Here is a 26,492-nt window from a genome sequence, read left to right on the forward strand (position 1 = left end):
CCGCCGGTCATCAGGCGTCGAGCCACACGCGGGTTGCGACGAAGCCGTTCGACATGTCGTTGCCGATGTCGTGGACATAGCCCTTCACCTGCTTGGAGCAGGCGTTCACGAAGTCGTTGAACATTGGCAGGATAAGGCCGCCTTCGTCACGCACCATCATGGCCATGGCGCGGTACATGTCCTTGCGCTTGGCTTCGTCCAGTTCGGAGCGGGCCGCCAGCACCATCTTGTCGAAGTCTTCGCGCAGGAAGCGGGTGTCGTTCCAGTCGGCCTTCGAGAGATAGGCGGTGGAGTACATCTGGTCCTGCGTCGGGCGGCCGCCCCAATAGGAGGTCGAGAAGGGCTGGACGTTCCAGACGTTCGACCAGTAGCCGTCGCCGGGCTCGCGCTTCACTTCGATCTCGATGCCGGCCTTCTTGGCGCTTTCCTGGTAGAGTACGGCGGCATCGACGGCGCCGGGGAACGCAACGTCGGACGTGCGCAGCAGAACCGAGCCGCTATGGCCCGACTTCTTGTAGTGGAAGGCCGCCTTATCAGGGTCGTAGGCGCGCTGCTCGATGCCTTCGGGGAAGAGGGCATAGGTCTCGTTGATCGGGAAGTCGTTGCCGACCTTGCCGTAGCCGCCGAGCACCTTTTCCAGCATCGTCTCGCGGTCCATCGCATATTTCAGCGCAAGCCGAAGATCGTTGTTATCGAACGGCGCCGTGTTGCAATGCATGATGAACACGTAGTGGCCGCGGCCGGAGGTGGAGAGGATCTCGACGGTCGGCGCACGCTTCAGGAGATCGACGGTCTTCGGGTCGACGCGGTTGATGTAGTGCACCTGGCCGGAAGACAGCGCTGCGATACGGGCGGTCGCGTCGTTCATGGCGATCATCTCGACCGTGTCGACATAACCGCGATCCTGGCGCCAGTCGTCCTTGTTGCGTTCGAAGGTGGCGCGCACGCCGGCTTCGAAGCTGGTGACCTTGAACGGGCCGGTGCCGATCATCGCATTCGGATCGTCGAGGCCGCCGTTCGGCTGGATGACGAGGTGGTAGTCGGTGAGAAGCAGCGGCAGGTCGGCATTGCCTTCCGAAAGCACGAGCACGAGCTTGTCGCCGTCGGCCTTGATTTCCTTGATCGACTTCATGACGCCGAGCGCGCCCGACTCCGACTTTTCATCGGTGTGGCGCTGCAGGGTCTTGATCACGTCATCGATGGTCAGGTCCTTGCCATCATGGAATTTCACGCCCTTACGGATGGTGAAGGTCCAGGTCGAGGCATCGGCGGAGGGTTCCCAGGACTCGGCGAGCGCCGGGACGGCCTTGCCGGTCAGCGGCTCGGATTCGACCAGCATGTCGCCCCAGTTGCGGTTCACGACGAACATGAACTGCGAGAGCGCCTTTGCGGGGTCCTTCGAGTCGGTTGCGGCGGCACCTTCGAGGCCGAGTTTCAGATTGCCGCCACGCTTCGGCTCCTGCGCCTTGGCGGCGGTGTCGAACATCGTGCCGGCAACGGCGAGCGTGACGCCGAAGGCCGCCGCGCGGCCCATGAACTCGCGGCGGCTCATCTTGCCGAGCGAAACCTGGTCGGTGAGGTATTTGGTGTAGTCAGTCATTCCCCTGTTCCCTTTGCTTCGCCCGTTTTGGGCATTTGTCGTTATGGTTGGCAGAATTTCTGTTTTTTGCCTCTAAGGCAACCTTACGACCGGCTTTTTGTGCAGATGCCGGTCTCGTCACGTCTTCCAGAAGCCTCCTGTTACTGCCGCCCTGCGGCTCGTGATCTATAAAGCTATCTATCCATAGGCCGTGTGTAACGCCACAAAATATCTATTTCTGCCACAAGCCAGGCTTATGGAAAGCGTTGGATTGCGCCCGATGCAGGCGCGCGCTCCTATCGTCCTTTCCAGACGGGATCGCGCTTTTCGGCGAAGGCGCGCGCACCTTCGAGCTGATCCTCGCTGGAATAAAGAATGTCGACCGTGCGGAACTGCCGCTTGGTGATCTTGTTCATGGTTCCCTGGAAGGTGTCGCCCTCGGCGGCGCGCACGACTTCCTTGATGGCGGCATAGACGAGCGGCGGGCCGCTTTCGAGCAGGCGCGCCAGTTCCCAGGCGCGCTCCAAAAGCTTGTCGGCCGGCAGGATCTCGTTGACAAATCCCCAGCGATGCGCCTCCTGCACATCCAGCCAGCGGCCGGTCAGAAGCATGTCCATCGCGATGTGATAGGGAATGCGCTTCGGCAGCTTGATCGAGGCGGCATCCGCAACCGTGCCGGAGCGGATTTCCGGCAGCGCGAAGGTCGCGTGCTCGGCGGCGAGGATCAGGTCCGTCGAGAGCGCGATTTCAAAGCCGCCGCCGCAGCAGATGCCGTTGATGGCCGCAATGATCGGCTTGTTGAGATCGCGCAGTTCCTGCATGCCGCCGAAACCGCCGATGCCGTAGTCGCCGTCCACGGCGTCTCCCGCGGCGGCGGCCTTCAGGTCCCATCCCGGACAGAAGAATTTTTCCCCCGCACCGGTGATGATGGCGACGCGCAGGCTCTCGTCGTCGCGGAAGTCGGCAAAAATCTTGCCCATGATGCGGCTGGTCGCGAGATCGATGGCGTTCGCCTTGGGGCGATCGATCGTGACTTCCAGAATGCCGCCTTCGCGGCGCTGTCTTATCGGTCCGGTCATGGGTTTTTCCTCAGACGGATCAGCGCATCGGCTGCGACGACACCGTCGCCAGCAGGCAGCACCATTACGGGATTAACGTCCAGTTCTTCGATTATTGAAGCGTTTGAAACGACATAGGATGCCGCTGATGCGACGGCGGCGACAAGCGCGTCGATATCGCCCTTCGGGCCGCCGCGATAACCGTTCAGCAGCTTGGCGATCTTGAGGCCGGAAAGGGCCTCGCGGATCGCCTTCTCGTCGGTCGGCAGCGTCAAAATTGCTGAATCTTCAAGCAATTCGACGAGGATGCCACCGGCGCCGACAGTCAACACGGGGCCGGCGACCGGATCGCGCATCGCGCCGACGATGAGTTCGGCGACGGGTTTTCCCACCATCTTTTCCACGAGAAAACCGGAGGCGACGCCCGCCATGGCCTTGGCGGCCTCCAGAACGGCCGCGCGGTTCGCCAGATTGAGCTTCACCGCACCCGCTTCCGTCTTGTGGGCGACGCCGAGACCTTTGAGCACGATGGGGAAACCGAGTGCTTCGGCGGCATCGGCAGCAGCTTCCGCCGTCTCGGCGGTGAGGCCCTTCGGGACGGGCAGGCCATGGGCGGCGAGCGCCTGCTTGGCCTCATATTCGCTTAGCGTGACGGCTTCGCCTTCACTTGTGCTGGCCTTGAGCAGGGGCGCCGAGTGTGGTTTCGACCAGGCCTCGCCGATGCCGGCCGCGACATCGGTGGCGGCCAGCGCCTCCTCGATGCCGTAGAAGGGCACGACGCCGTTATGCATCAGCATCTCGGCGGTCGCTTCCGGCATGTTTTCACCCATCGAGGCGACGATGCCGGCATTGGCGCCAGAAGCCTTGGAGGCATCGATGACGGCGTGGCAGGTGGTAATCCAGTCGGCGGCGTCGCAGCGGTCGAGGCGCGGGAAATCGAGCACGACGAGGTTCAGGCCGTAGTCGCCCTTCATCATCGTCGTGAAAGCGTCGGTCTGCTTCTCGCGATTGCCCCAGACGAAGGTGTGGTAGTCGAGCGGGTTGGAGATCGTCACCATCTGGCCGAGCGTTTCGCGCAGCGGCTGGCGCTGGAAAGCCTTGAGGTCGCGATATCCGACTTTCCGCTTCACGCCGGCATCCGCCATCAGCGAGGCCTCGCCGCCCGAGCAGGACATGGAGGAAATGTCGTAGTTCGGCAGGGGGCCGGCCACATGCAACAGCTTCAGCGTTTCCAGCAGTTCCGGCAGCGTCTCGACGCGGCCGATGCCGAGGCGGGCGAGCAGGGCGGAGGAAACGGCGTCGTTGCCGGCAAGCGAAGCCGTATGCGAGACCGTTGCAAGCTGCGCCTGTTCGGATTTACCGACCTTGAGCGTGACGACTGGCTTCTTCAGTTCGCGCGAACGAAGGGCGAGCCGTTCCAAAGATTCGAGACTATCAAAACCTTCGATATGCAGGCCGACGGCGGTGACGCGCGGGTCTTCGAGAACGGCACAGGCGAGGTCGGCAAGGCCGGTCTGGGCCTGGTTGCCGGCCGTCAGGATATAGGCGAGCGGTAGGCCGCGCTGCTGCATGGAAATGTTGCAGGCGATGTTGGACGACTGGGTGAGGACGGCAACGCCCTTGTCGATCCTCAGCATGCCGTGCTGGTCGGGCCAGAGCAGGGCGCCGTCGAGCATATTGATGAAGCCGTAGCAGTTCGGCCCGAGGATCGGCATGTCGCCGGCGGCTTCTACCAGCGCCTTCTGCAGGTCGTCGCCATCGGCGAGTTCGCTGACGGCCTCGCGGAAACCCGAGGCGTAGCAGACGGCGCCGCCCGCGCGGCGGGCGGAGAGATCGCGGATGATGCCGATGGTCAATTCGCGGTTGACGCCGACGAAGGAGGCATCCGGCGCGCCGGGCAGGTCGGCAACCGAGCGGTAGCATTTGCGACCGAGGATTTCGTCCTCACGCGGATGCACCGGCCAGATCTCGCCGGAAAAGCCCATCTTGTCGCACTGGAAGATGACCCGCCGCGCTTCCTTGCCGCCGAAGACGGCGATGGATCTGGGCCGGATGAGACGGTCGAGGGAGCGTACCATTCTCTGATTACGCTCCCAGCGGCCGGAGCAGATCACGGCTGATGATATGCCGCTGGATTTCCGACGTGCCGTCCCAGATGCGCTCTACACGCGCATCGCGCCAGAAGCGGGCGAGCGGCAGGTCGTCCATCAGGCCCATGCCGCCAAAGATCTGGATCGCCTCGTCGGTGACGCGGGCGAGCATTTCCGTGGCATAGACCTTTGCCGAGGCGATCTCGCGGTTCGACGGCAGGCCCTGATCGAGCCGCCAGGCGGCGTTGAGCGTCAGCAGGTCGGCGGCGTCGATCTCGGTGATCATGTCGGCGAGCTTGAAGGAAACGCCCTGGTTTGCGCCGATCGGCTTGCCGAACTGCTTGCGCTCTGCGGCGTAGTTCAAGGCATAATCGAAGGCGCGGCGGGCGCGGCCGACGGAGGTGGCGGCGACCGTGATGCGGGTTGCGTAGAGCCAGTCATTGGCGATGTCGAAGCCCTTGTGAACCTCACCGAGGATCTGTGAAGAGGGCAGGCGGCATTCATCGAAGTTGAGAATGCAGTTCTTGTAACCGCGGTGCGAGACCGACTCGTAGCCGTTGCGGATCTCGAAGCCCGGCGTGCCGCGGTCGACGAGGAAGCAGGTGATCAGCTTCTTCTTGCCACGTGGCGTGTCTTCCTCGCCCGTCGCGATGAAGACGATGACGAAATCGGCGATATTGGCGTGGCTGATGAAATGCTTGGTGCCGTTGACGACCCAGTCGTCGCCGTCCTTGCGGGCAAAACATTTCATGCCGCGCACATCCGAGCCGGCGTCCGGCTCGGTCATGGCCAGCGCATCGAATTTTTCGCCGCGCACGGCGGGCAGAAGATACTGCTCGCGCTGTTCGTCGTTGCAGGCCATCAGGATGCCCGAGGGGCGGCCGAAGAAGACGGTGAGCGCCATGGAGCCGCGGCCCAACTCGCGCTCGACCAGCGTGAAAGACGTGTGGTCGAGGCCGGCGCCGCCGACCTCTTCCGGCATGTTGCAGCCGAAGAAGCCGATTTCCTTGCACTTGCGGGCGATTTCCTGGCCGAGTTCCGGCGGGACATGGCCGGTGCGCTCGACTTCGTTTTCGTGCGGATAGATTTCCGTTTCGACGAAGGAGCGGACCGTATCCACGATCATCTGCTGCTCGTCGGTCAATGCGAAATTCATGGCATTCCCCCTCGAATTCTTTTGCTGGCCGCCTGTCGCGGCCATGCCCTTGGCGGGCGTCTCCCCCGAAGGCCGGGAGAGACTGAATGTGTCACGCCGGGCGCCGTTCCTCTCGGCGTCCGGGTGATGGAATCAGGCCCGCTTCTGCCCGACGCTGCGGCCGGCTCCATCCGGCGTCGGCAGCTTGGCGTGGGCGTCGGCGATCAGCTTGATCTCCGCCAGCACGTCCGCGGGCGCATCGACGCTCTTGCCCGCCTTGCTGTCGACATGCAGCATCATCTGCTCGGCGGTGGCGATGACATCACCGGTCGCCGCGTCGTGGATGCGGGTGAAGTAGTGCAGGCGCTTGCTGTCGGACGCGAGAATCTGCAGGGTCGTATAGAGCGCCTGGCCGAGCTTGGCTTCGCCGAGATGGCGGATGTGGGTTTCCACCGTGTAGTAGCTGTGGCCGGCCTCGACATAGGCGAAATCGACGCCGATCAACCGCAGCAGTGCATCCGACGTGTCGCCGAACAGCTGGAGATAGCGGTGCTCGGTCATGTGGCCATTGTAATCGACCCAGGCAGCGTTGACCTTGGTATCGACGAGGCGCAGTGGCCCGGCTTCCGAAACCTCGACCTTCGCCTTGCCGGCCTTGGCCCAGAGATGTTCCTCGAACTCGGCGAGCAGCTTGCCCGAACCCCAGCCCTTGCCGTCGTCGCCGGCCTTCAGCGCGTGCATGATGCCGACGAGGTTCTGGTCGCGGATGCGCTCCAGCTCGCGGATGCCGCGTGCGCCAGACTGGGCGTCCGACTGGTCGGCGATCTTGTTGACCAACTCGTCGTTGAGATCGACGACGTCGGTGAGCTTCGTCCAGGGCCAGGAGAGGCAGGGGCCGAACTGCGCAAGGAAGTGTCGCATGCCGGCTTCGCCACCGGCAATGCGATAGGTCTCGAACATGCCCATCTGCGCCCAGCGCATGCCGAACGAATAGCGGATCACGTCGTCGAGCGTTTCGGTGTCGCAGATGTCGTCCTTGATGAGCCAGAGGCCTTCGCGCCAGACGGCTTCGAGCAGGCGATCGCCGACGAAGGCTTCGATTTCCTTCTTGATGATCACGCCCTTCATGCCGATGGGGGCGAGCTTGGCCTTTGCGGCTTCGAGCGTGGCCTTGCTCGTCTTCTCGCCGCCGACCAGTTCGGCGAGCGGCAGCAGATAGACGGGATTGTAGGGATGCGCCACGAATAGTCGTTCGGGGTGCTTCATATCGCGCTGCAGATCGGTCGGCATCAGGCCCGAGGTGGACGAGCCGATCAGCGCATCGGGCTTGGCGGCCGCGTCGATCTGGGTGATGACGCCGCGCTTCAGCTCCAGGCGTTCCGGTACGCTTTCCTGAATCCAGTCAGCGTCTTGCACGGCTTCTTCCAAGCTCTTGCAGAAGGTGATTTTACCCTTCGGCGGCAGCGGGGCCATGGTGAGCATGCCATAGGCACGCTCGGCATTCGCCATCACCTCGCCGATGATGCGTTCGGCTTCCGGATGCGGATCGAAAATCTTGACGTCGATGCCGGCGAGCGCGAAGCGCGCGACCCAGGCGCCGCCGATGACGCCGCCGCCGACGCAGGCTGCCTTGTTGATCTGGCTCATTTCGGTGCCCGCTTCTGGAGTTTCAGCTTCTCGCGCACTTCGGCCGGGCCGATGATCCGGGCGCCCATGCTTTCGACAATGTTGACGGCCTTTTCGACGAGCTGCGCATTGGTGGCGAGCTGGCCCTTGCCGACATAGAGGTTGTCTTCCAGGCCGACGCGGACGTTGCCGCCGGCAAGGATGGACGCTGCCGGATAGGCCATGGCGTTGCGGCCGATGGAGAAGGCCGAGAAGGTCCAGTTGGCGGGCACGTTGTTGACCATCGCCATGAAGGTATTGAGGTCGTCGGGCGCGCCCCACGGAATGCCCATGCAGAGCTGGATGAGAACCGGATCCTCGATGACGCCTTCCTCGACGAGCTGCTTGGCGAACCAGAGATGGCCGGTGTCGAAGGCCTCGATTTCCGGGCGCACGCCGAGATCGGTCATCATCCGGCCCATGGCGCGCAGCATCGACGGCGTGTTGGTCATCACGTAGTCGCCGAGCGAGAAGTTCATCGTGCCGCAATCGAGCGTGCAGATTTCCGGCAGGCATTCGGCGACATGCGAAACACGCTCGGTCGCGCCCACCATGTCGGTGCCGACGGGGTTTAGCGGCAGCGGCTGTTCGGTGTTGCCGAAGATCATGTCGCCGCCCATGCCGGCGGTAAGGTTCAGCACCACGTCCACCTCGGCGTCGCGGATGCGTTCGGTCACTTCGCGGTAGAGATCGTTGCGGCGGCTCGGTGCGCCGGTTTCCGGATCGCGGACGTGGCAGTGCACGACGGCAGCACCGGCCTTGGCGGCGTCGATCGCCGATTCGGCGATCTGCTTGGGCGAGCGCGGCACGTGGGGCGATTTGCCGGCGGTGTCGCCGGAACCGGTGACGGCGCAGGTGATGAAGACATCACGGTTCATGGCTAAGGGCATGTGGTCTCTCCCAGAATTCTTGTTGGGTCCATTACGAGCCAAGAGAAGGCGCAGTGCTTTCACTTTTCGGATCCATCCTTGACAATTCGAGAGATGAAAAAGCAGGATACCGCCATGCTCGATCCATCCGCCGATACACTCGACATCGATATTCTCGTGCTGCCCGAGACGAACCTCATCCTCGTCGCCTCGGTGATCGAACCCTTGCGCGCGGCCAACCGCATCTCCGGCCAGGACCTCTATCGCTGGCGCATCTTTTCGCCGGATGGCGCGCCGGTGGAGACGCGCAGCCGCATTCCCGTGCCCGTCGACGGCGTGTTCCGGCCGGAGAAGGAGGTCCATCCGCTCTTCGTGCTCTCGAGCTATCAATGGCAGATGAGTGCAACGCCTCTGTTGCGGCGCCAGCTTTCGCAGACGGCGCGCTACCGCTTCATGATGGCGGGCATCGAATCGGGCAGCTGGCTGCTTGCCGAGGCGAGCCTGCTCAACGGCCATTCCGTGACTGTTCACTGGGAGGACATGGAGGAATTCGCCTCGCGCTATCCGCAAATCGCGGTCATGCGCGAGCGCTATGTCATCGACGGCAAACGTATCACCACCGGCGGCTCGTTGCCGACGCTCGACCTGATGCTGGAGATTATCCGCCGAAGGCAGGGTTATTCGCTGGCGCTCGAGGTCTCGCGGCTGTTCATCTACGAGCATGAACGCACCGGCGGTCTTTTACAGGTGCCGGCACTCGGCAATATGCGCGTCGCCGACCAGCGCGTCAGCCAGTCCGTACGGCTGATGGAGGAGACGGTGGATGCGCCGCTCGCCCTGACGCGGCTCGCCAAGCGCGTCGGCATCAGCGCCCGCCATCTCCAGGATCTCTTCCAGGAATCGATGGGCGTTGCCCCCCACCAGCACTATCTGGCGCTGCGCCTCAACGCCGCCCGGCGCAAGGTCATCGAGACCAAAGCCGAGTTCGCCGACATCGCCGCGCTCACCGGCTTCAATTCCTCCTCCGCCTTCTCGCGCAGCTACCGCGCGCACTATCACGAGAGCCCGACGGAGACCCGGCGGCGGCTGAGGGCCGGAACCAAAAGCTAAGGTTTGGCCAGGAGGGTGACCATCGTCTCCGCCGCCTGCCGGGAGAGCGCATCGCGCGGCCAGACGAGGCTGAGAGATTGCTGATAGGCGGCGTCGAGCGGCAGCAGGGCCGGCGGCGGGTTGATATTGGCGACGGAATGTTCCGGCAGCACGGAGAGGTGGCCGTGGTCCAGCACGAGATTGATGATGACGGGGATTGAATCGACCTCGACCAGCGTCAGGCGTGAACGTTCGGCTGGAGAAAGGGTCGCTTCCAGAAAGCGGTCCGTCATCTGGCGCAGTCCGCTCCTTGGGCTTGGAACGGCGATGGGATAGCGGCGCAGCAGGGCGGCGAGGTCCTGCCGCTCGGCGTCGTCCAGCGCGCGGGGGGCGGCGAGGGCCAGTTGAGAGCGGCCGATCATCTGTCCGTCGAATTCAGCGGGAAAGCGGTCCGTGTCGAGCAGGATCAGGTCGAAGCGGCGATTTTTGAGCCCGGAGACGAGTTCGTCTGCGGTGGTGGAGGACAGAAAGAGCGGCTGGCGGGGCCGTGCGCTTCGCCATTCCACGGCAAGCCGCGCCAGCATGGCGGCGATCTCGCTTTCGTGGCCGAAGGGAATGATCGTGCCGAGCCGCCAGGTGGCGGCGCTGCGGCGGAAGCGCTCGGCGGAGGCGGCGAAGAGCTGTTCCCAGGCCGCACCGATGCGTTCGGCAAGCACGAGCGCCTCCAGGCCTTCAGGCGTGCAGCTTATGCCGGATGCCGAACGGTCGAGCAGCTTGCAGCCGATGGCCGCTTCCAGATGGCTGAGCTGGCGGGTGAGTTGCGGTTGGCCGAGGCCGAGGCTTTTGGCGGCGGCGTTGATGCTGCCGGCGCGGGCCGTGGCGGCGAAACGGGCGAGGGCGGTGAGCGGGATGGTGCCGTCTCCGTCTCCCAATGCTGTGAGTGCCGCGGCGGCGCGGGCGATGTCGGCGAAGCGCGGCAGGCGGGCTTCCGCCTCCAGCGTCGGCACCAGCGCCTGGCCATCGCGGCGCACCAGCGGCACGGACAACACGGTCTCGACCCGCCGAAGGGCGGCACTTGCGCTGGAGGCCGGACGGCGGCATGCGGCGGCTGCCCTGCGGATGCCGCGTTCTTCGAGAATGCTGTGCACAAGGCAGAGAGTGGATAGATCCACGGGCGGGTCCTTCGGCTTCTTCCTGGCTGTTCGACCTATAGCATGAACCGTGCGGGTTTTGGGATATACGCTCCGTTCAGGTTCCGCATAACATCCACACGCAATTCCTGATGCAAACCGCACCTGACTGCCTCGGTATTGCCTCTGAAAAACAGGCTCTTTGAAACATGCTCGCTTCCGCCGATACCCTCTATCTCACCGGCCAACCGCTCGATTTCGCCACGCTGGAGGCGATCGGCACGGGTGCGCGGCGTCCGGTGGCCTGCGAGATCGGCATGGGTCGCGTCGGCACCTCGCGTCTTGTGATCACCGACCGTCTTGCCACGGGCTTGCCGATCTACGGTGCCAATACCGGCGTCGGGTCGATGAAGGACAAGCTCTGGACGGCGGACGACCTCGTCGAGTTCAACAACAATCTCGTCAAGGCGCACCATTTCGGCACCGGCGAGCCCTTCACGCTGCCCATCGTGCGCAAGGCGATGGCGATCCGCGTCAACACCGCGCTCGGCGGCTATTCCGGCTGCAGCCCGGAGCTGATCGATGCCTTCCTCGCACTGCTCGAAAAGGATGTCGTGCCCGTCGTGCGCCGCCATGGTTCGATGGGCTGCGCCGATATCGGCCTGATGGGGCAGATCGCGGCGGTGCTGACGGGCGAGGGCGAGGCCTGGTACGGCGGCGAGCGCCTGCCCGCGCCGGAAGCACTGAAGCGCGCCAGCCTGAAACCCTATCGCATGCAGCCGCGCGATGCGCTGGCGGCGCTCAGCGTCAATGCCATCTCGCATGCCGCGGCCGCCAATGTCGTGCGCGAGGCGGCAAAGGCGATCCGCAATCTGATGGTGACGGGCGTGCTCTCGTCGCTGGCGCTCGGCGCTTCGGCCGATCCGTGGCGGGTGGCCGCGCGACTTTCGGCCCATGGCGAGGCGCTGGCCGGCACTTGGTTCGAGGCGCAGGCGACCTCCGGTCACTGGCCGAAGCCGTCGGCCATCCACGATCCGCTGAGCCTGCGCATGACCGCCCAGGTTTTCGGCGCGTGCCTGGATACGTTGATGACCGCCGCCGAGCGTCTCGTCGAGGCGACGGCACAGTCGGACGACAACCCCGTCGTGATGGACAATCACGTCATGGCCTCGGGCGGCTCGTTGCCGCTCTCGACCACGCTCTATGTCGAGGCGGCGCAGACGGGCTTTGCCCATCTTGCCCGCAATGTGCTGAACCGCTGCGTGCTGCTGTCCAACGGCGTGCGCCGCAACCTGCCGGTCAATCTCGTGGCGCCCGGCGAGGCGGCAACGGGCTTCGGCCCGCTGTTGAAGCTCGCCGTCGAACTCTATATGCGCATCCAGTCGCTGGCCGTGCCGATCTCTGCGCAGTCCATCGTGGTGGCCGGCGGGCTGGAGGAGGAGGCGACCTTCCTGCCGCTCATCGTCGAGCGCATGGAAAGCCAGGTGCGGGACCTGCGCCAGCTCGCGGCGTTGGAAGCCATGCTCTCCGCTCAGGCGATCGATCTTTCCGGCGACAATGTCGAAGGCGTTGCCGCCGTCGCCTACCAGCGTACGCGGGCGATCAGCCCCTTCTACCGCAAGGACCGGCCGCTCTCCGCAGAAATCGAGGCGCTCGACCGCGACCTTGCCAGCCCCGAGGCGCTCGCCGCCTTCGTCGATGCCGCGCCCATGGCCGATGTCGATAGTTTCTTTGCCCTGAAACCCTGAGGAACACACGATGGCCGATTTCGATCTCGTTTTGAAAGGCACCGTGGTTCTGGCGGACCGCATCGTCGACGGCGGCCATGTCGCGGTGCGTGACGGCAAGGTGGTGCATGTCGGCCAGGGCGCGATGCCGGCGGCGAAGGAGCGGCATGACCTCTCCGGCGCGCTGATCCTGCCCGGTGCCATCGATGCGCAGGTCCACTCGCTCTCGCAAAAGAACCAGGAGGATTTCATCTGGTCGACACGGTCGGCGGCTGCAGGCGGTGTCACCACCATCGTCGACATGCCCTATGACGAGGGCAATCTCGTCTGCTCGGCCGAGGCGGTGAAGATCAAGGTGGATCATGCATCGCCGCAGGCGCGTGTCGATTTCGCGCTCTATGGCACCGTCGATCCCGAGGAAGGGCCGGCGCGCATTGCTGAAATGGTCGAGGCTGGCGTTGCCGCCTTCAAGTTCTCGACCTTCGGTACGGACCCGAAGCGCTTTCCGCGCATTCCGGCGGCCTTGCTGGAGGATTGCTTCCGCGCCATTGCGCCGACGGGGCTGGCGGCCGGCGTGCACAATGAGGACGACGAGGCGGTGCGCGCGGCGATCGCCAAGGTGAAGGCGGCCGGTATCACCGATTACCGCGCGCACGGCCTGTCGCGACCGCCGCTGACGGAGCTGCTCGCTTCCAACCAGATCTATGAAACCGGTGCCGAAACGGGCTGCCCGGCCCATGTCGTGCATTGCTCGCTCGGCCGTGGCTATGAGATCGCCGCCGCCTACCGTGCGCAAGGACACCGCGCGACCATCGAGTGCTGCATCCACTATCTTGTTCTCGACGAGGAGAACGACGTCGCCCGGCTTGGCGGCAAGGCGAAGATCAATCCGCCGATCCGCCCGCGCGCCGAGGTGGAAAAGCTCTGGCGCCATGTCGCCGCGGGCAATGTCACATTGGTTTCGACGGACCATGTCAGCTGGTCGGAGGACCGCAAGACCAATCCGGACATGCTGGCTAATGCCTCCGGCGTGCCGGGACTGGAGGTCATGGTGCCGCTCTTCGTCAAGGGTGCGCTGGAGCGCGGCATTCCGTTGACGCGCGCCGCCGAACTGATGACGCTGAACCCGGCCCGGCATTTTCGGCTCGACCATGTGAAGGGCGCGCTGGAAGCCGGCAAGGATGCCGACATCACCGTGCTGACACCCGAGCCCTATATCTATGACGCGGCGGCAAGCGGCAACAATGTCGTCGGCTGGTCGCCCTATCACGGCATCCGGCTGCCGTGGCGTGTCTCCGCGACCTATCTGCGTGGCAAACTTGCCTTCGACGGCGCGAAAGTGCTCTCCGAGCCCGGCACTGGCGCCTTCGTGCGCCCGCTGCCGACACTCGTTTCCGCGGGGGCCTGATCATGGCCCACGCAAGCAATTTGCCGGTCGATCCCGCGCGCATCGCGGATGTGATCGACGGGCTGGCCAAGCTCACTGAGCCCGGCCGGCCCTACACGCGGCGTGCCTTTACCGCTCTGTTCCCGGCGGGGCGGGATTTTCTCGACGAAAGATTTCGGGCCGCAGGGCTCGAAACGCGCATCGATGCCGCAGGCAATCTCGTTGCCCGGCGGCCGGGCAAAAAGCCCGGTCTCGGCACGATCATGCTCGGCTCGCATTCCGATACGGTGCCGGACGGCGGGCGCTATGACGGCATTGCCGGCGTGGCGGTGGCGCTGGAAGTGGCGCAGGCCCTGGCCGACAAGGGCATAGACCTGGATCACGATCTGGAGGTCGTCGATTTCCTCGCCGAGGAAGTGTCGATCTTCGGCGTCTCCTGCATCGGCAGCCGCGGCATGGTCGGGGTGCTGCCTGAAGATTGGCTGTCGCGCGAGCGGGACGGGCTGACGCTGGAGCAGGGTATTCGCGATGTCGGTGGCGATCCCATGCGCATTACCGCCGAAGCGCGCAAGGATATCGCGGCCTTCCTTGAACTGCATATCGAGCAGGGGCCGGTACTGGAGACGGAAAAGCTGGATATCGGTGTAGTGACGGCGATTGCCGGCATCACGCGCATCGAGATCGTCGTCGAGGGCCGGGCGGATCATGCCGGCACGACGCCGATGGGATCGCGCGCCGATGCGCTGGCCGCCGCTGCGCGGCTGGTCTCGGGCATCGAGGCGCTGGCTAAATCGCTCTCGGAAGGGCCGGGGCATTTCACGGCGACCGTCGGTGAGTTCTCCATCGAGCCGAATGCCGCCAATGTCGTGCCGTCGCGTGCCCGCCTGCTGATTGATGCGCGGGCGGAAGAGCGCAATGCGATGGACCTCTTCGTCGCCTCGGTCGATCAGCTTGCCGATGGGATCGCGCGGGAGACCGGCACCACCATCGCCGCGCCGCGCCGCATCTCCGACAACATGCCGACGCCGGGCGATCCGCTGCTGCTCAACGTGCTGGATGCGGCCTGCGAGACTGCCGGCGCCAGCCACCGGCGCATGGCGTCGGGCGCGGGCCACGACACCGCCTTCATGGCGAAGGTGACGCGGTCTGCGATGATCTTCGTGCCGTGCCTTGGCGGGCGCAGCCATGCGCCGGAGGAATTTGCCGAGACCGACGATATCGCGCTCGGGGCGGCGGTGCTTTTTAATGCAGTGATTCAGCTGGATGAGACATTGAGTCAGGAGAGCGTCTAATGGGCCGGATTTTAAAGGAAAAAGACGTCGAAGCGGCAGTCAAGGGCGGCTCGGTCTATGCCGCCGGTGGCGGCGGCTGGGCGGACCATGGGCGCATGCTCGGCTATGCCGCGGTGTCGATCGGCAAGCCGGAACTGGTCTCCATCGATGAACTCTCCGATGACGAGTGGGTGGCGACGGCGGCGGCCATCGGCGCCCCAGCCTCGACCACGCCCTGGGAAATGCGCGGCGTCGATTATGTGAAGGCTGTCGAGCTTTTGCAGGAGGCGCTCGGCGAGAAGGTCGCGGCGCTGATGGTTGGCCAGAACGGCAAGTCCTCGACGCTGAATGGCTGGTTGCCCTCGGCCATCCTCGGCACAAAGGTGGTGGATGCCGTGGGCGACATGCGCGCGCATCCGACCGGCGACATGGGCTCGATCGGCATGGCCGGTTCACCCGAGCAGATGATCCAGACCGCCGTCGGCGGCAATCGCGACGAGAACCGCTACATCGAGCTCGTCGTGCGCGGCGCGACGGCAAAGGTCTCGCCGATCCTGCGCACGGCCTCCGACATGTCCGGCGGCTTCATCGCCTCCTGCCGCAACCCGCTGCGCGCCTCCTATGTGCGCAAGAATGCGGCGCTCGGCGGCATCTCGCTGGCGCTGACGCTTGGCGAGGCGATCATCGCGGCGGAAGGCAAGGGCGGCTCGGCGATCATCGACGCCATCGTCAAGACGACCGGCGGTTCGATCCTTTCCGAAGGCGTGATCACCGACAAGTCGGTGGTGTATACCAAGGAGGCCTTCGATATCGGCACGGTGACGGTCGGCAAGGGTGACACCGCCTCGGTGCTGCATGTCATGAACGAATATATGGCGGTGGAATCGGCGGACGGAAAACGTCTCGCGACATTCCCCGATGTCATCACCACGCTGTCGCCCGAGGGCGAGCCGCTGAGCGTCGGCCAGCTCGAAGTCGGCATGACGGTCTATGTGCTGCATGTGCCGAAGTCGATCATCCCGCTTGCCTCCAGCGTGCTCGATCCGACGGTCTATCCCTCTGTCGAAAAGGCGATGGGCATCGATCTGGTGAGCTACGCTCTCGCTTGAGGCAAAGCTGAAAGAGATACTTGAGGAGACGTCCATGCCCAAAGCCAATCCGCGCCATCCGAACTATCCGATCCCCAGCGGCGATGTACTGCGCGCCAAGGGCTGGCGGCAGGAGGGGCTGTTGCGGCTGCTCGAAAACGTGCTGTCGGTCGGCGAGGACCCGGACAATCTCATCGTCTATGCCGCGCTCGGCAAGGCGGCACGCAACTGGGCGGCGCACAAGGCCATCGTCAAGGCGCTGACCGAGATGGACGAGGACCAGACGCTCATTATCCAGTCCGGCAAGCCGGTCGGGCTCTTGAAGACCCATGCGAAGGCGCCGCTCGTCATCATGGCGAATTGCAACATCGTCGGGCAATGGGCCAAGGCCGAGGTCTTCTATGAACTCCAGCGCAAGGGGCTGATCTGCTGGGGCGGGCTGACGGCCGGCGCCTGGCAATATATCGGCAGCCAGGGCGTCATTCAGGGCACCTATGAAATCTTCATGCGCATTGCGGAAAAACGGTTCGGCGGCAGCCTGGCCGGTCGTTTCATCCTGACCGCCGGGCTTGGCGGCATGGGCGGCGCGCAGCCGCTCGCCGGGCGCATGGCGGGGGCGGCCATTCTCTGCGTCGATATCGATCCGGCACGTGCCGCCGCCCGCAAGGCTGTCGGCTACCTTGAACATGTGGCACCCGATCTCGATACGGCGCTCGCCATGATCGACGAAGCGGTGAAGGACAAGCGTGCGACCTCGATCGGTCTCGTGGGCAATGCGGCGGAGATTTATCCGGAGATCGCGCGGCGCGGCATCGTGCCGGATATCGTCACGGACCAGACCTCGGCGCACGATCTCGTCTATGGCTATGTGCCGAAGGGCATGAGCCTCGATCAGGTGAAGGGCCTGCGCGATGACGGGCAGGGGCAGCTGATGGCGGCAAGCCGCGCTTCGATCGTCGAGCATGTCTCGGCCATGCTGGAGTTCCAGAAAATGGGCTCGGAGGTCTTCGACAACGGCAACCTTATCCGCACCCAGGCGCGGGAGGGCGGTGTGGCCGCTGCCTTCGACATTCCGATCTTCACCGAAGCCTATCTGCGTCCGCTCTTCGCGCGTGCCATCGGGCCGTTCCGCTGGATGGCCCTGTCGGGCGAGGAAAGCGATATCGCCCGCATCGACGATCTCGTGCTTGAGATGTTCCCAGACAATTTCATCGTTACCAATTGGATCCGCCTTGCCCGCGAGAACGTGCCCTTCGAGGGCCTGCCGGCACGCATCGCATGGCTCGGCCATGGCGAGCGCACGGAGCTTGCACTGGCGGTCAACAAGCTGGTGGCATCGGGCGAACTGAAGGGGCCGATCGCCTTTTCGCGCGACCATCTCGATGCCGGCGCCATGGCGCATCCGAACATCATGACCGAGCGCATGAAGGATGGTTCCGATGCCATCGCCGACTGGCCGCTGCTCGATGCGATGCTCCTCTCATCCTCCATGGCCGATCTCGTCGTCATTCACTCCGGCGGCGGCGGTTATGCCGGTTACATGACGAGCTGCGGCGTGACGCTGGTGGCCGACGGCACGGCCGGCGGGGCAGAGCGACTGCAGCATGCGCTGACCAACGATACATCGTTGGGCGTAATCCGCTATGCGGACGCCGGCTACGAGGAATCGCTCGACGAGGTCGAAAAGAAGGACATCGGCTATGTCAGGATCGGCAATGCCTGAGGGGCTGCCGGACACGCTTTCGTGACCGAAACCAGCAGAAGTAGTGAAGGCAAGTGCCGCTAAGTGCCGGAAATATCACGGCCGGCGTAAACCTTGCATTTAACATTTCGCGGTAATCTTCCGTTAGTAATTCCGTCTGCGTGCTGTGGGCGGGGGCTTCGGTTTGTTTTGCGTGCGAGTGCCTATGCGTCTTTCGGTCCTGACAGCGATCCTGCTCGGCTGCGCCTCCATGGCGGGCTGTGCGTCGAGCTCCAATCCAGAGACTGCCCTGTCGATAAAACCGTCCTCGGAAGTCACAAGCTCCGTGAAGGCGGGGCCTGTGCCGGAAGTCGCGGTCGGCGAAGGCAAGGTAAAGGCGGAGGGCGGTGCGGACATGCTCGCCTGGGCCGGTGCCATGCCGGAAAACCACGTCTTCGAAACCATGGAAAAGCAATCGGCCGTTCCCGAGACGCGGCCGGAGAATGCTGTCTTCGCTGTCGAGCCTTCCGTCGGGCGCTCGGCCAAGCGCTCGCGCGTCTATAGCCAGCAGTTCCGAGATGCCAAGCCGATCAACTTCGGCAAGCGCGCGCCGAAAAACTACCAGGTGCATGGCGTCGATGTTTCGCGCTGGCAGGGCGATATCGACTGGATGAAGCTGCGCACGCAGGGCGCCAACTTCGCCTTCATCAAGGCGACCGATGGCGGCGACCATCTCGACCCGATGTTCCAGAAGAACTGGCGTCTGGCCAAGGAGGCCGGCATCCGGCGCGGCGCCTACCACTTCTTCTACTGGTGCCGCGTGGCAAGCTCGCAGGCCGAATGGTTCATCCGCAACGTGCCGCGCGATCCCGATGCGCTGCCGCCGGTCATCGATGCCGAATACAACGGCGATTCCGCCTGCAAGGCGCGTCTCTCGCGGGCCAAATATGTCGAGAAGATCAAGGTTTTCGCCGAGATGCTGGAGCGCCACTACGGCAAGCGTCCGATCATCTACACGGCGCCTGATTTCTATGAGGACAATCTCTCGGGCGAACTGACGCAATATCCGTTCTGGCTGCGCTCGGTCGCAGCCCATCCCTCGAAACGCTACCCGAATCGCCGCTGGACCTTCTGGCAATATTCCGGCTCGGGACTGTCGCACGGCGTTTCCGGCAAGATCGACCTCAATGTCTTCGCCGGCAGCGAGAACGACTGGCACAATTGGCTCGCCGGCCAGTATGGCACACGCACGGCCAGCGCTAACTGATCGCCAATCGGCTTAACGGGACGGTCTATTTCTGTCTTTGCGGATAGATCGTCTCGCCGCGTTTCAGCATCTCCACGAAAGCCTCGATCCGCCGCTTGCGCGCAGCCTCCGTCTTGACGTTGTGCACGCGAAAGGCCAGCGCGAAGCGGTTCTGCTCGGTCAGTTTGCCCAGCATTTCCTTGGCCGCAGGTTCTGCATCGATGGCGGCCTGGAAATCGACGGGGATTTTCAGGTCCTTGCCGCTGCCATAGGCCTTGTCCCAGCGCCCGTCGGCCTTTGCGGCCTCGACGTGTTTCAGGCCATGTTCCGTCATCCGCCCGCTTGCGATCAGCCGGCCGACAGTGTCGACGTTTTTCTTGCTCCACACGCTTTTCTTGCCGCGCGGGCAGTAGCGCTGGAAGAAGCTCTTGTCGTCATGGCTCTTGCGGATGGCGTCGATCCAGCCCCAGCACAGCACGGCCTCGATCGCCTGCTCGGAGGTTATCGACGGCAGGCCGGAGGCCTTCTTGTGGAGCTTGATCCAGACCTCCGGCGCGCTTGCATGGTTCTCGGCGAGCCAGCGATAGAAGCTGTCGAGATCGACAAATTCGCGGACATGCGCCGGATTGATTTCCACATGGGCCATCGTGTTTTCCTCGTTCTGCCGGGCCGGGCGTGGCCGCTTTGCATCGCCTCGGTGAAACGAAGGGCCAATGCCGAAGATGTGAAGCCCGTTCTTCTTGCCAGCCACCCAGGGCTTTGGATAGCCATCGGCCTTAACCCGTCTATCCCATTGGAGTCCTATCGAGAATGTCTAGGATGAGCCCATTGTCGCGCAGAGCCTTCTTCCTCGGCGCCGCCGCGACGCTTGCGGGCTGCGCGACCACGCAGCCGTCGACCAAGATCGTTCCGGTTCCGCAGAAGGTCCGCTATCCCATCACGCCGGCGACGGACGAGGAGCTGGCGGCGCGTTATGCCGCGATGGAAGACGGCGGCCACCAGATTCCGGCCATTCCCTATACGCAGATCGACCCGAAATATTATCGCCAGCGCGTGCAGGACCCGACGGGCGAGGCACCCGGCACCGTGGTCGTCGATACGCCCAACCGCTTCCTGTATGTCGTGGAGCCGGGCGGCACGGCGATGCGCTACGGTGTGGGCATCGGCCGCGATGGCTTTGCCTGGGAAGGCGAGGGCGTCATCCAGTGGCGCCAGCCCTGGCCGCGCTGGAAGGTGCCGGCCGACATGATCGCCCGCACGCCGAGCCTTGCGAAATATTCCGTCGAGAACGGCGGCATGGAGCCGGGCATCAAGAACCCGCTCGGCGCGCGTGCGCTCTATATCTTCCAGAACGGCAAGGACACGCTCTACCGCCTGCACGGCTCGCCGGACTGGAAGTCGATCGGCAAGGCGACCTCGTCGGGCTGCGTGCGCCTGATCAACCAGGATGTGCTCGATCTCTACAAGCGCGTGCCCTATCACGCCCGCATCGTCGTGCATCAGGGTTCGCTCGGCACGCCAGCCGGCGTTTAAGTCACCGTCTCGCCACCATCGACGACGAGAATCTGGCCGGTCATGTAGCTTGACCGGTCGGAGACGAGGAAGAGGATCGGCTCGGCGATCTCCTCCACATCGGCCCAGCGCCCCATCGGCACCTTTTCCTTGATATAGCTTTCGATCGCCTCGCGTCCGCCCATCTGGGCGATGAAGGGCGCGTTGAAGGGTGTGTCGACCCAGCCGGGGCAGAGCGCGTTGACACGGATGCCGTGGCCCGCATAGTCGCCGGCCATCTGCTTGGTCATGGCGATGACGGCGTGTTTGGTCGTCGTATAGGCGATCATCTCGCGGTCGTAGAGCACGCCGGACGAGGAGGCGGTGTTGAGGATCACGCCCTTCTTCTGCGCCTTCATGACGGGCATCACGTAACGCGCTGCCATCAGATGGGCGCGCACATTGAGGTTCCAGGAGAAATCCAGCCCGTCGATCGGCACGGTTTCGAGATCGCCGGCCACCTGCGCGCCGGCATGGTTGTGCAGAATATCGATGCGGCCGTGGCGCGACAGCACCGAGGCGACCGCCATCTTCAGCTCCACATCGTCGGTGACGTCGACGATGACGGTTTCCGCCTTGCCGCCCTCGGCGCGGATGAAATCGACCGTTTCCTGCGCGCGCGTTTCGTCGAGATCGGCGACGCAGACGGTGGCGCCCTCGCGCGCCATGATGCGCGCGCCGGCCCGGCCGATGCCGGAGCCCGCTCCGGTGACGATGGCGACACGGTTCTTCAGGATCATCGGTCTCACTCCCCGGCAGGCGATTTCTGGGTTTTGTCCCGCATCAGAAGGCGGGAGATCAGGATGAGCAGCAGCGAGGCGACCAGCACCATGGTGGCGATGGCGTTAACCTCCGGCGTCACGCCGCGGCGGATCGAGGCGAAGACGTAGATCGGCAGCGTGGTCTTCGAGCCCGCGACGAAGAAGGCCACGATGAAATCGTCGAAGGAGAAGGTGAAGGCGAGCAGGAAGCCCGACAGTACCGAGGGCAGGATCTGCGGCAGCACGATATCGCGGAAGGTGGTGAGCGGCGTGGCGTAGAGATCGGCGGAGGCTTCGACGATGTCGCGGCCAAGCGTGGCGATGCGCGCCTTCACGATCATGGTGACGAGCGCCATGGTGAAGAGGCCGTGCGCGGCGATGATCGAGCCATAGCCGAGGCCGAGCTGCGGCGGCGCCTCACCCGGCCAGAGAGCGGCGATGGCGGGGTTGATGGCGCCGAAGACGGCGACGAGGGCGACGAGCGTCGCGATGCCGATGACGACGCCCGGCACGACGATGGCGGCGGCCAGCAGGCCGTCGAAGATCGCGCGGGTGCGGGCGCCGAGGCGTTCCAGCCCGAGCGCGGCCATGGTGCCGAAGACGGCGGCGAGCGTGGCGCTGACGAGTGCGATGATCAGGCTGTTCTGCAACGCCGTAACGAGGAACGGATTGGCGAGCGCCTTGCCGTACCATTGCGCGGAGAAGCCGGTGAACTCGCTCGCATTGCGCCCCGCATTGAAGGAGAACAGCACGACCAGGGCGATCGGCGCATAGAGGAAGAGATAGACGGAGGTGATCAGCGCGCGCATCAGATGAGATCCACCTGTCTGGTGCCCGATATGCGCCAGGCGATGCGCATGGCGACCATCAGCACCACCACGACGATGGCGACGAGGGTGACGGCAATCGCCGAGCCGAAGGGCCAGTTGCGCGATTGTAGGAAGAGATCGACCAGCGCATTGCCGATGAAGAAGACCTTTCCGCCGCCGAGCAGCTGCGGGATGAGATATTCGCCGAGCAGCAGGATGGTCACTAGCGCGACGCCCGTCATGACGCCTGGCAGCGAGAGCGGCAGGGTGACGGAGAAGAAGGTCGAGACCGGCTTTGCGCCGAGATCGGCGGAGGCTTCCAGCAGGCGGCGGTCGAGTTTTTCGAGGCTGACATAAATAGGCATGATCATCAGCGGCAGGTAGCCATAGACGATGCCGAGCAGCACCGCACCCGGCGTGTTGAGCAGGCGCACATCCGCAATGCCGATCATGTCGAGCAAGTTCGGGATGCCGCGCGAGCCGAGAATGTACATCCAGGCATAGGTGCGCACCAACAAGCTCGTCCAGAACGGCACGACGACCAGCGAGACCAGCAGCAGCCGGTGGCGCGGGCTCGCCTTGACGGCGAGGTAATAGGCCGTGGGATAGGCGACGACGAGGCAGAGGAAGGCGCCGACGGGCGCGAGCATCAGGGTGTTCCAGTAGGCGGCGGAACGGGCCGGCAGGTTCAAATATTGCGCGAAAGTGAACGCCGCCTGATAGCCGCCCGCCGGTCCGCGCTCGCCGACGGAAAAGACCACCATGGCGATGAAGGGCAGCACGAGGAAGACGAACAGCCAGAGGGACGCCGGCGCCAAAAGCGCCGTCGTCACAAGCCGTCTCTTTGCCGTCATCGTCAAAGCCATGGGAAATCCGTGTTGTGTCTGGAGAATACCGGCCCCCGTCCGGTCCGCGCGACCGCTCCTTGCGGAGCGGCGGGCGGGGGCCGTTACGCTTTAAGCCGACTTGAAGCGTGCCATCAGCTCAGCGCGTGCCGGATCCGTCAGGGTCACGGCGGCGCCGAATTCCAGCGGGGTGAGTGCCGCTTCGTCCGGATAGACGATCTTGTTGCCTGTGATCTCGGCCGGCAGCAGCGCGAGAACGCGGCTGTCGGTGGTCGGCGCGCCGTTGGCGATGTGCTCCTTCACGGCGTTTGCCGGATCCATCAGGAAGTTGAGCAGCGCATAGCCGGCCGGCTTGTTGGTGGCGCTCTTCGGGATCGCGTAGAAATCCGACCAGATCTCGCCGCCATCCGTGCCGAGCGCGAACTGGATTTCCGGGATGTCGCGGTTGAGCTGTGCGCCGTCATTGGTCCAGCACATGGTCATCCAGGCATCGGTGGCGCGCATGGACGGCTGGTAGTCGCTGTTGATGGCGTACAGATGCGGCTTGACCTTGATCAGCAGCTCCTCGGCTTTGGCGAGCTCCTCCGGCTTGATGGAATTGAACGAGAAGCCGAGCGAGACCAGCGCGTTGCCGATGGTGGTGAGCTGGTAGTCGTGCACCATGGCGCGGCCGGTGGCCTCGCCCTGCGCGACCTCGAAGAACTCCTTCCAGCTGGTAACCTTCGACTTCACCTTGTCGGAATTGAAGGCGATGCCCGTCGTGCCCCAGTTCTTCGGCAGGGCAAACACCTTGCCGTCGACGGTGCCCTCATTGGTGAAGCGGGTGTTCTGCGTCTTGGCGTCGAAATTCGGCACCTTGGAAAGGTCGATCGGCTCGATCAGGTCGAGGCCGGCATAGGTGGAGATCGTGTAGTTCGTCGGCACGAACAGGTCCCAGCCGGTGCCGCCGGCCTGGAGTTTTGCCAGCATTTCCTCGTTCGAGCCGAAGACGTTGACCTCGACGGCAACGCCTGTCGCCGCCGTGAAGGCCTCGAAGGTCGCCGGATCGTGGTAGTTCGGCCAGGTCGCGAGCGACATGGTGGAGCCCAGGTCTTCGGCATAGGCCGGCGAGGCGACGAGGCCGGGCTGGCGGGCGAGCACGGCCGCGGCAAGGCCGAGGCCGGTAATGCCGAGGAAGTGGCGGCGGCTGACGGAGCCACGTTTCAGCCGCATGAACTCGTCCGTTAAATCACGGGCACTGATCGGGGCATTCTCTCTGAACCATTTCGACATCACACTGTTCCCTTGTTGTTGTGACGGGCCTGTTTCCCTCAGGCCGGAAAGATATGCGCTGTACCGGGATCGAAGCTTATTGCGACCCGCTCGCCCGGCGCGACGAGGTCGTTTTGTGTCTGGCGTTCGGCGGTGACGAGCATGTCGCCCAGGCCGTCGATGGCGATGGAATATTCGGCGGCGGAGCCGAGGAAAATGCGGTGCGTGACGGTGCCCTCGAGTGTCGCCGCATTGCTCGTTCCGCGCGACAGACGGATCGCCTCCGGGCGCAGCGCGACGGTGACGGCGCCGGGGGCGAGATCGCTGCGTGACACGGGCAGCGCCGCGCCGTTGCCGAGCCTGATAGTACCGCCGGCCTCAAGTATGCCATCGAAGCGGTTGGTCTTACCGACGAAATCGGCGACGAAGAGATCGGCCGGGCGGTCGTAGACCTCCTGCGGCGTGGCGAGCTGGCGGATGCGGCCGGCGCTCATCACGCAGACGAGGTCGCTCATCGACAGCGCCTCTTCCTGGTCGTGGGTGACGAGCACGAAGGTAATGCCGAGATCGCGCTGCAGGGTCTGCAACTCGATCTGCATGGCGGTGCGTAGCTTCTTGTCGAGGGCGGCGAGCGGTTCGTCGAGCAGCAGCACGGAGGGCTTGTTGACCAGCGCGCGGGCAAGCGCCACGCGCTGCTGCTGGCCGCCGGACATTTCATGGATGCGCCGCTTGGCGAAACCCGACAGGCGCACCATTTCGAGCGCCTCGCCGACCCGGCGGGATATCTCCGCCGCCGGCAGTTTCGGCCGCAGCTGCTTCAGGCCATAGGCTACATTCTTCTCCACGTCGAAATGTGGGAAGAGCGCATATTGCTGGAAGACCATGTTGACCGGGCGGCGATAGGCGGGCACGCCATTGGCGACCTTGCCCGCGATCAGCACCTCGCCCTCGCTCGGCTGTTCGAAGCCGCCGATCATGCGCAAGCATGTCGTCTTGCCGCAGCCGGAAGGGCCGAGCAGGGCCACGAAGGCGCCTTTCGGCACAGAAAGGTTGATGTCGGAGACCGCGGTCACCGCGCCATAGCGCTTGGTCACCGAACGGAACTCGATGTCGTTCGTTGGGGCGAATATCACGTCTGTTCCCTGCGGTTGTTGGTCTCTGGGCGCTCTGTGTCGCCTTGGCCACCGTCGTCCCAAAGCTAGTCATCCGTTGGCGGGTTGGTATATACCCCGAGAGAGGTATTTTATCCGTAAATTGGCTGTGGGAGGAGTATACCCCGGCAGCGATGGTAAACGCCTCCTGCGGGCAAATCGGGGGGCGAAAACGCCATGCGGGTCGATTTCACGGCATTTTTCCGGGCGCTTGCCGATTGGACCAGCGGTTCAGAGCAATCCGACCGGCAAACGGGCGAAACCCTGCTTGCCATGATGCACGCGCTCGTGCGCTTCGACGACATCGTTATTTTCGCCTATCGCGACAAGGCACGGCCGATCGACCTGTTCAGCACCTTCGAGGCCGACGATCACAATATCTTCGTGACGCTCTACCAGGCCGGCCCCTACCTGCTCGACCCGTTCTTCCACACGACGCGTGCCGGTCGTTCCGGCGTTTTCCGCATGCGCGAGCTCGCGCCCGACCGCTTCTTCTCCAGCGAATATTACCGCACCTACTACTCGCAGACCCGTCTTGCGGAAGAGCTCGGCTTTTTCGTGCCGGTAGCGGATGGCGTGACGGTGGTGGTGTCCCTGATGCGCCGGGAGAAGACCGGTGTCTTCCCGGCGCAGGAATTCGTGCTGCTCAACGATGCCGAACCCTTCGTCGCTGCCTTTGTGCGACAGGCCTGGAGCGATCTCGCCCGGCGTTTCGCCGAGACGGGGCAGGGGCGCGGCCGGCGCAGCGAGCCGGTCAGCGAGGCTGACAAGGTGTGGCGCAAGCTCAACCTCACCGACCGCGAGGCCTCGATCATCGAACTGGTCCTGCAGGGCCATTCCTCTGAATCGATCGGCCTCAAGCTCGACATTTCCACCGGCACGGTGAAGGTCCATCGGCGCAACGTCTATCGCAAGCTCGGCATCTCCTCGCAAATCCAGCTGCTGTCGATCTACCTGAAGAATATTCAGGGGTAGGTGGAGGCGGCCGCGGTCGCAAGGCGTGTGGGGATGTGGCGTTCGCAGTTGGACGCTCCAACGCCCGCCTCCTCTCCATCGTCATCCTCGGGCTTGACCCGAGGATCCACCCATCTGCACCGCCTCACCTGTGG

At 64.2% G+C, this 26,492-nt stretch carries 22 protein-coding genes; 9 read left to right on the forward strand and 13 right to left on the reverse strand.

Annotation, left to right across the window (positions count from 1 at the left end):
• Window positions 1-10 precede the first annotated feature (10 nt).
• From ACOZK4_RS07915 to ACOZK4_RS07940, 6 genes are all read right to left on the reverse strand, one after another.
• Entirely contained in the window at window positions 11-1,600 is a 1,590-nt protein-coding gene (locus ACOZK4_RS07915) for an ABC transporter substrate-binding protein (RefSeq protein WP_421591413.1), read from the reverse strand.
• Between the two features lie 275 nt (window positions 1,601-1,875).
• Window positions 1,876-2,658 (reverse strand): carnitinyl-CoA dehydratase, encoded by a 783-nt coding sequence (locus tag ACOZK4_RS07920; RefSeq protein ID WP_421591414.1) that lies wholly within the window; start codon window positions 2,656-2,658, stop codon window positions 1,876-1,878.
• Window positions 2,655-4,715 carry an acetate--CoA ligase family protein gene (locus ACOZK4_RS07925; RefSeq protein WP_421591415.1) on the reverse strand — a complete coding sequence of 687 codons (2,061 nt, stop codon included), beginning with the start codon at window positions 4,713-4,715 and terminating at the stop codon, window positions 2,655-2,657. The genes ACOZK4_RS07920 and ACOZK4_RS07925 overlap by 4 nt, the downstream gene beginning before the upstream one ends.
• Before the next feature lie 7 nt (window positions 4,716-4,722).
• Window positions 4,723-5,883 carry an acyl-CoA dehydrogenase family protein gene (locus tag ACOZK4_RS07930; protein ID WP_244759470.1) on the reverse strand — a complete coding sequence of 387 codons (1,161 nt, stop codon included), beginning with the start codon at window positions 5,881-5,883 and terminating at the stop codon, window positions 4,723-4,725.
• A 132-nt stretch (window positions 5,884-6,015) separates the two neighbouring features.
• Window positions 6,016-7,509: a carnitine 3-dehydrogenase gene (locus tag ACOZK4_RS07935; RefSeq protein WP_421591416.1), complete on the reverse strand. Its 1,494-nt coding sequence runs from the start codon at window positions 7,507-7,509 to the stop codon at window positions 6,016-6,018.
• Window positions 7,506-8,417 (reverse strand): 3-keto-5-aminohexanoate cleavage protein, encoded by a 912-nt coding sequence (locus tag ACOZK4_RS07940; protein WP_421591417.1) that lies wholly within the window; start codon window positions 8,415-8,417, stop codon window positions 7,506-7,508. Before ACOZK4_RS07940 ends, ACOZK4_RS07935 begins: the two co-directional genes overlap by 4 nt.
• A gap of 114 nt (window positions 8,418-8,531) precedes the next feature.
• Between ACOZK4_RS07940 and ACOZK4_RS07945 the strand changes: the two genes are divergently transcribed.
• Window positions 8,532-9,506 carry a GlxA family transcriptional regulator gene (locus tag ACOZK4_RS07945; RefSeq protein ID WP_421591418.1) on the forward strand — a complete coding sequence of 325 codons (975 nt, stop codon included), beginning with the start codon at window positions 8,532-8,534 and terminating at the stop codon, window positions 9,504-9,506.
• On the opposite strand, the gene ACOZK4_RS07950 is transcribed toward ACOZK4_RS07945, so the two are convergent.
• Window positions 9,503-10,657: a LysR family transcriptional regulator gene (locus tag ACOZK4_RS07950; protein ID WP_421591419.1), complete on the reverse strand. Its 1,155-nt coding sequence runs from the start codon at window positions 10,655-10,657 to the stop codon at window positions 9,503-9,505. The genes ACOZK4_RS07945 and ACOZK4_RS07950 overlap by 4 nt on opposite strands.
• A gap of 167 nt (window positions 10,658-10,824) precedes the next feature.
• Between ACOZK4_RS07950 and ACOZK4_RS07955 the strand changes: the two genes are divergently transcribed.
• The 6 genes from ACOZK4_RS07955 to ACOZK4_RS07980 all read left to right on the forward strand — a co-directional run bounded on the left by ACOZK4_RS07955 (window position 10,825) and on the right by ACOZK4_RS07980 (window position 19,036).
• Window positions 10,825-12,363: an aromatic amino acid lyase gene (locus tag ACOZK4_RS07955; protein WP_421591420.1), complete on the forward strand. Its 1,539-nt coding sequence runs from the start codon at window positions 10,825-10,827 to the stop codon at window positions 12,361-12,363.
• Between the two features lie 10 nt (window positions 12,364-12,373).
• Window positions 12,374-13,750, forward strand: a complete 1,377-nt coding sequence (locus ACOZK4_RS07960) for a dihydroorotase (protein ID WP_421591421.1) — start codon at window positions 12,374-12,376, stop codon at window positions 13,748-13,750.
• A 2-nt stretch (window positions 13,751-13,752) separates the two neighbouring features.
• Complete coding sequence (locus tag ACOZK4_RS07965; protein ID WP_421591422.1) at window positions 13,753-15,021, forward strand: Zn-dependent hydrolase; 1,269 nt, start codon at window positions 13,753-13,755, stop codon at window positions 15,019-15,021.
• The gene (locus ACOZK4_RS07970) at window positions 15,021-16,109 is read left to right on the forward strand and encodes a DUF917 domain-containing protein (protein ID WP_421591423.1); all 1,089 of its coding nucleotides are present in this window, start codon (window positions 15,021-15,023) and stop codon (window positions 16,107-16,109) included. Before ACOZK4_RS07965 ends, ACOZK4_RS07970 begins: the two co-directional genes overlap by 1 nt.
• A 34-nt stretch (window positions 16,110-16,143) precedes the next feature.
• Window positions 16,144-17,811 (forward strand): urocanate hydratase, encoded by a 1,668-nt coding sequence (locus ACOZK4_RS07975; RefSeq protein WP_421591424.1) that lies wholly within the window; start codon window positions 16,144-16,146, stop codon window positions 17,809-17,811.
• A 184-nt stretch (window positions 17,812-17,995) separates the two neighbouring features.
• On the forward strand, window positions 17,996-19,036 hold the full coding sequence (locus ACOZK4_RS07980) for a GH25 family lysozyme (RefSeq protein ID WP_313532293.1): 1,041 nt from the start codon (window positions 17,996-17,998) through the stop codon (window positions 19,034-19,036).
• 25 nt (window positions 19,037-19,061) lie between these two features.
• Here ACOZK4_RS07980 and ACOZK4_RS07985 read toward each other — a convergent pair whose 3' ends face one another.
• Window positions 19,062-19,661, reverse strand: a complete 600-nt coding sequence (locus ACOZK4_RS07985; RefSeq protein ID WP_421591425.1) for a YdeI/OmpD-associated family protein — start codon at window positions 19,659-19,661, stop codon at window positions 19,062-19,064.
• A gap of 173 nt (window positions 19,662-19,834) precedes the next feature.
• Between ACOZK4_RS07985 and ACOZK4_RS07990 the strand changes: the two genes are divergently transcribed.
• A complete protein-coding gene (locus tag ACOZK4_RS07990; protein ID WP_421591426.1) occupies window positions 19,835-20,548 on the forward strand; it encodes a L,D-transpeptidase in 714 nt (237 codons plus the stop codon).
• Here the strand turns inward: ACOZK4_RS07990 and ACOZK4_RS07995 are convergent.
• The 5 genes from ACOZK4_RS07995 to ACOZK4_RS08015 all read right to left on the reverse strand — a co-directional run bounded on the left by ACOZK4_RS07995 (window position 20,545) and on the right by ACOZK4_RS08015 (window position 25,365).
• Entirely contained in the window at window positions 20,545-21,306 is a 762-nt protein-coding gene (locus ACOZK4_RS07995; protein ID WP_117366595.1) for an SDR family NAD(P)-dependent oxidoreductase, read from the reverse strand. The two genes, ACOZK4_RS07990 and ACOZK4_RS07995, sit on opposite strands and share 4 nt — an antisense overlap.
• 5 nt (window positions 21,307-21,311) lie before the next feature.
• Window positions 21,312-22,136 (reverse strand): ABC transporter permease, encoded by an 825-nt coding sequence (locus tag ACOZK4_RS08000; protein ID WP_421591427.1) that lies wholly within the window; start codon window positions 22,134-22,136, stop codon window positions 21,312-21,314.
• On the reverse strand, window positions 22,136-23,002 hold the full coding sequence (locus ACOZK4_RS08005) for an ABC transporter permease (protein ID WP_421591428.1): 867 nt from the start codon (window positions 23,000-23,002) through the stop codon (window positions 22,136-22,138). The genes ACOZK4_RS08000 and ACOZK4_RS08005 overlap by 1 nt, the downstream gene beginning before the upstream one ends.
• Before the next feature lie 90 nt (window positions 23,003-23,092).
• Complete coding sequence (locus tag ACOZK4_RS08010; RefSeq protein WP_421591429.1) at window positions 23,093-24,253, reverse strand: polyamine ABC transporter substrate-binding protein; 1,161 nt, start codon at window positions 24,251-24,253, stop codon at window positions 23,093-23,095.
• 38 nt (window positions 24,254-24,291) lie between these two features.
• Window positions 24,292-25,365, reverse strand: a complete 1,074-nt coding sequence (locus ACOZK4_RS08015) for an ABC transporter ATP-binding protein (protein WP_421591430.1) — start codon at window positions 25,363-25,365, stop codon at window positions 24,292-24,294.
• A gap of 195 nt (window positions 25,366-25,560) precedes the next feature.
• Here ACOZK4_RS08015 and ACOZK4_RS08020 point away from each other — a divergent pair, with 195 nt between their 5' ends.
• The gene (locus tag ACOZK4_RS08020; protein WP_421591431.1) at window positions 25,561-26,358 is read left to right on the forward strand and encodes a helix-turn-helix transcriptional regulator; all 798 of its coding nucleotides are present in this window, start codon (window positions 25,561-25,563) and stop codon (window positions 26,356-26,358) included.
• Window positions 26,359-26,492 lie beyond the last annotated feature (134 nt).

It is taken from the genome of Shinella sp. M27 (assembly GCF_049199905.1).
In the GTDB taxonomy this organism is placed as follows: Bacteria; Pseudomonadota; Alphaproteobacteria; order Rhizobiales; family Rhizobiaceae; genus Shinella.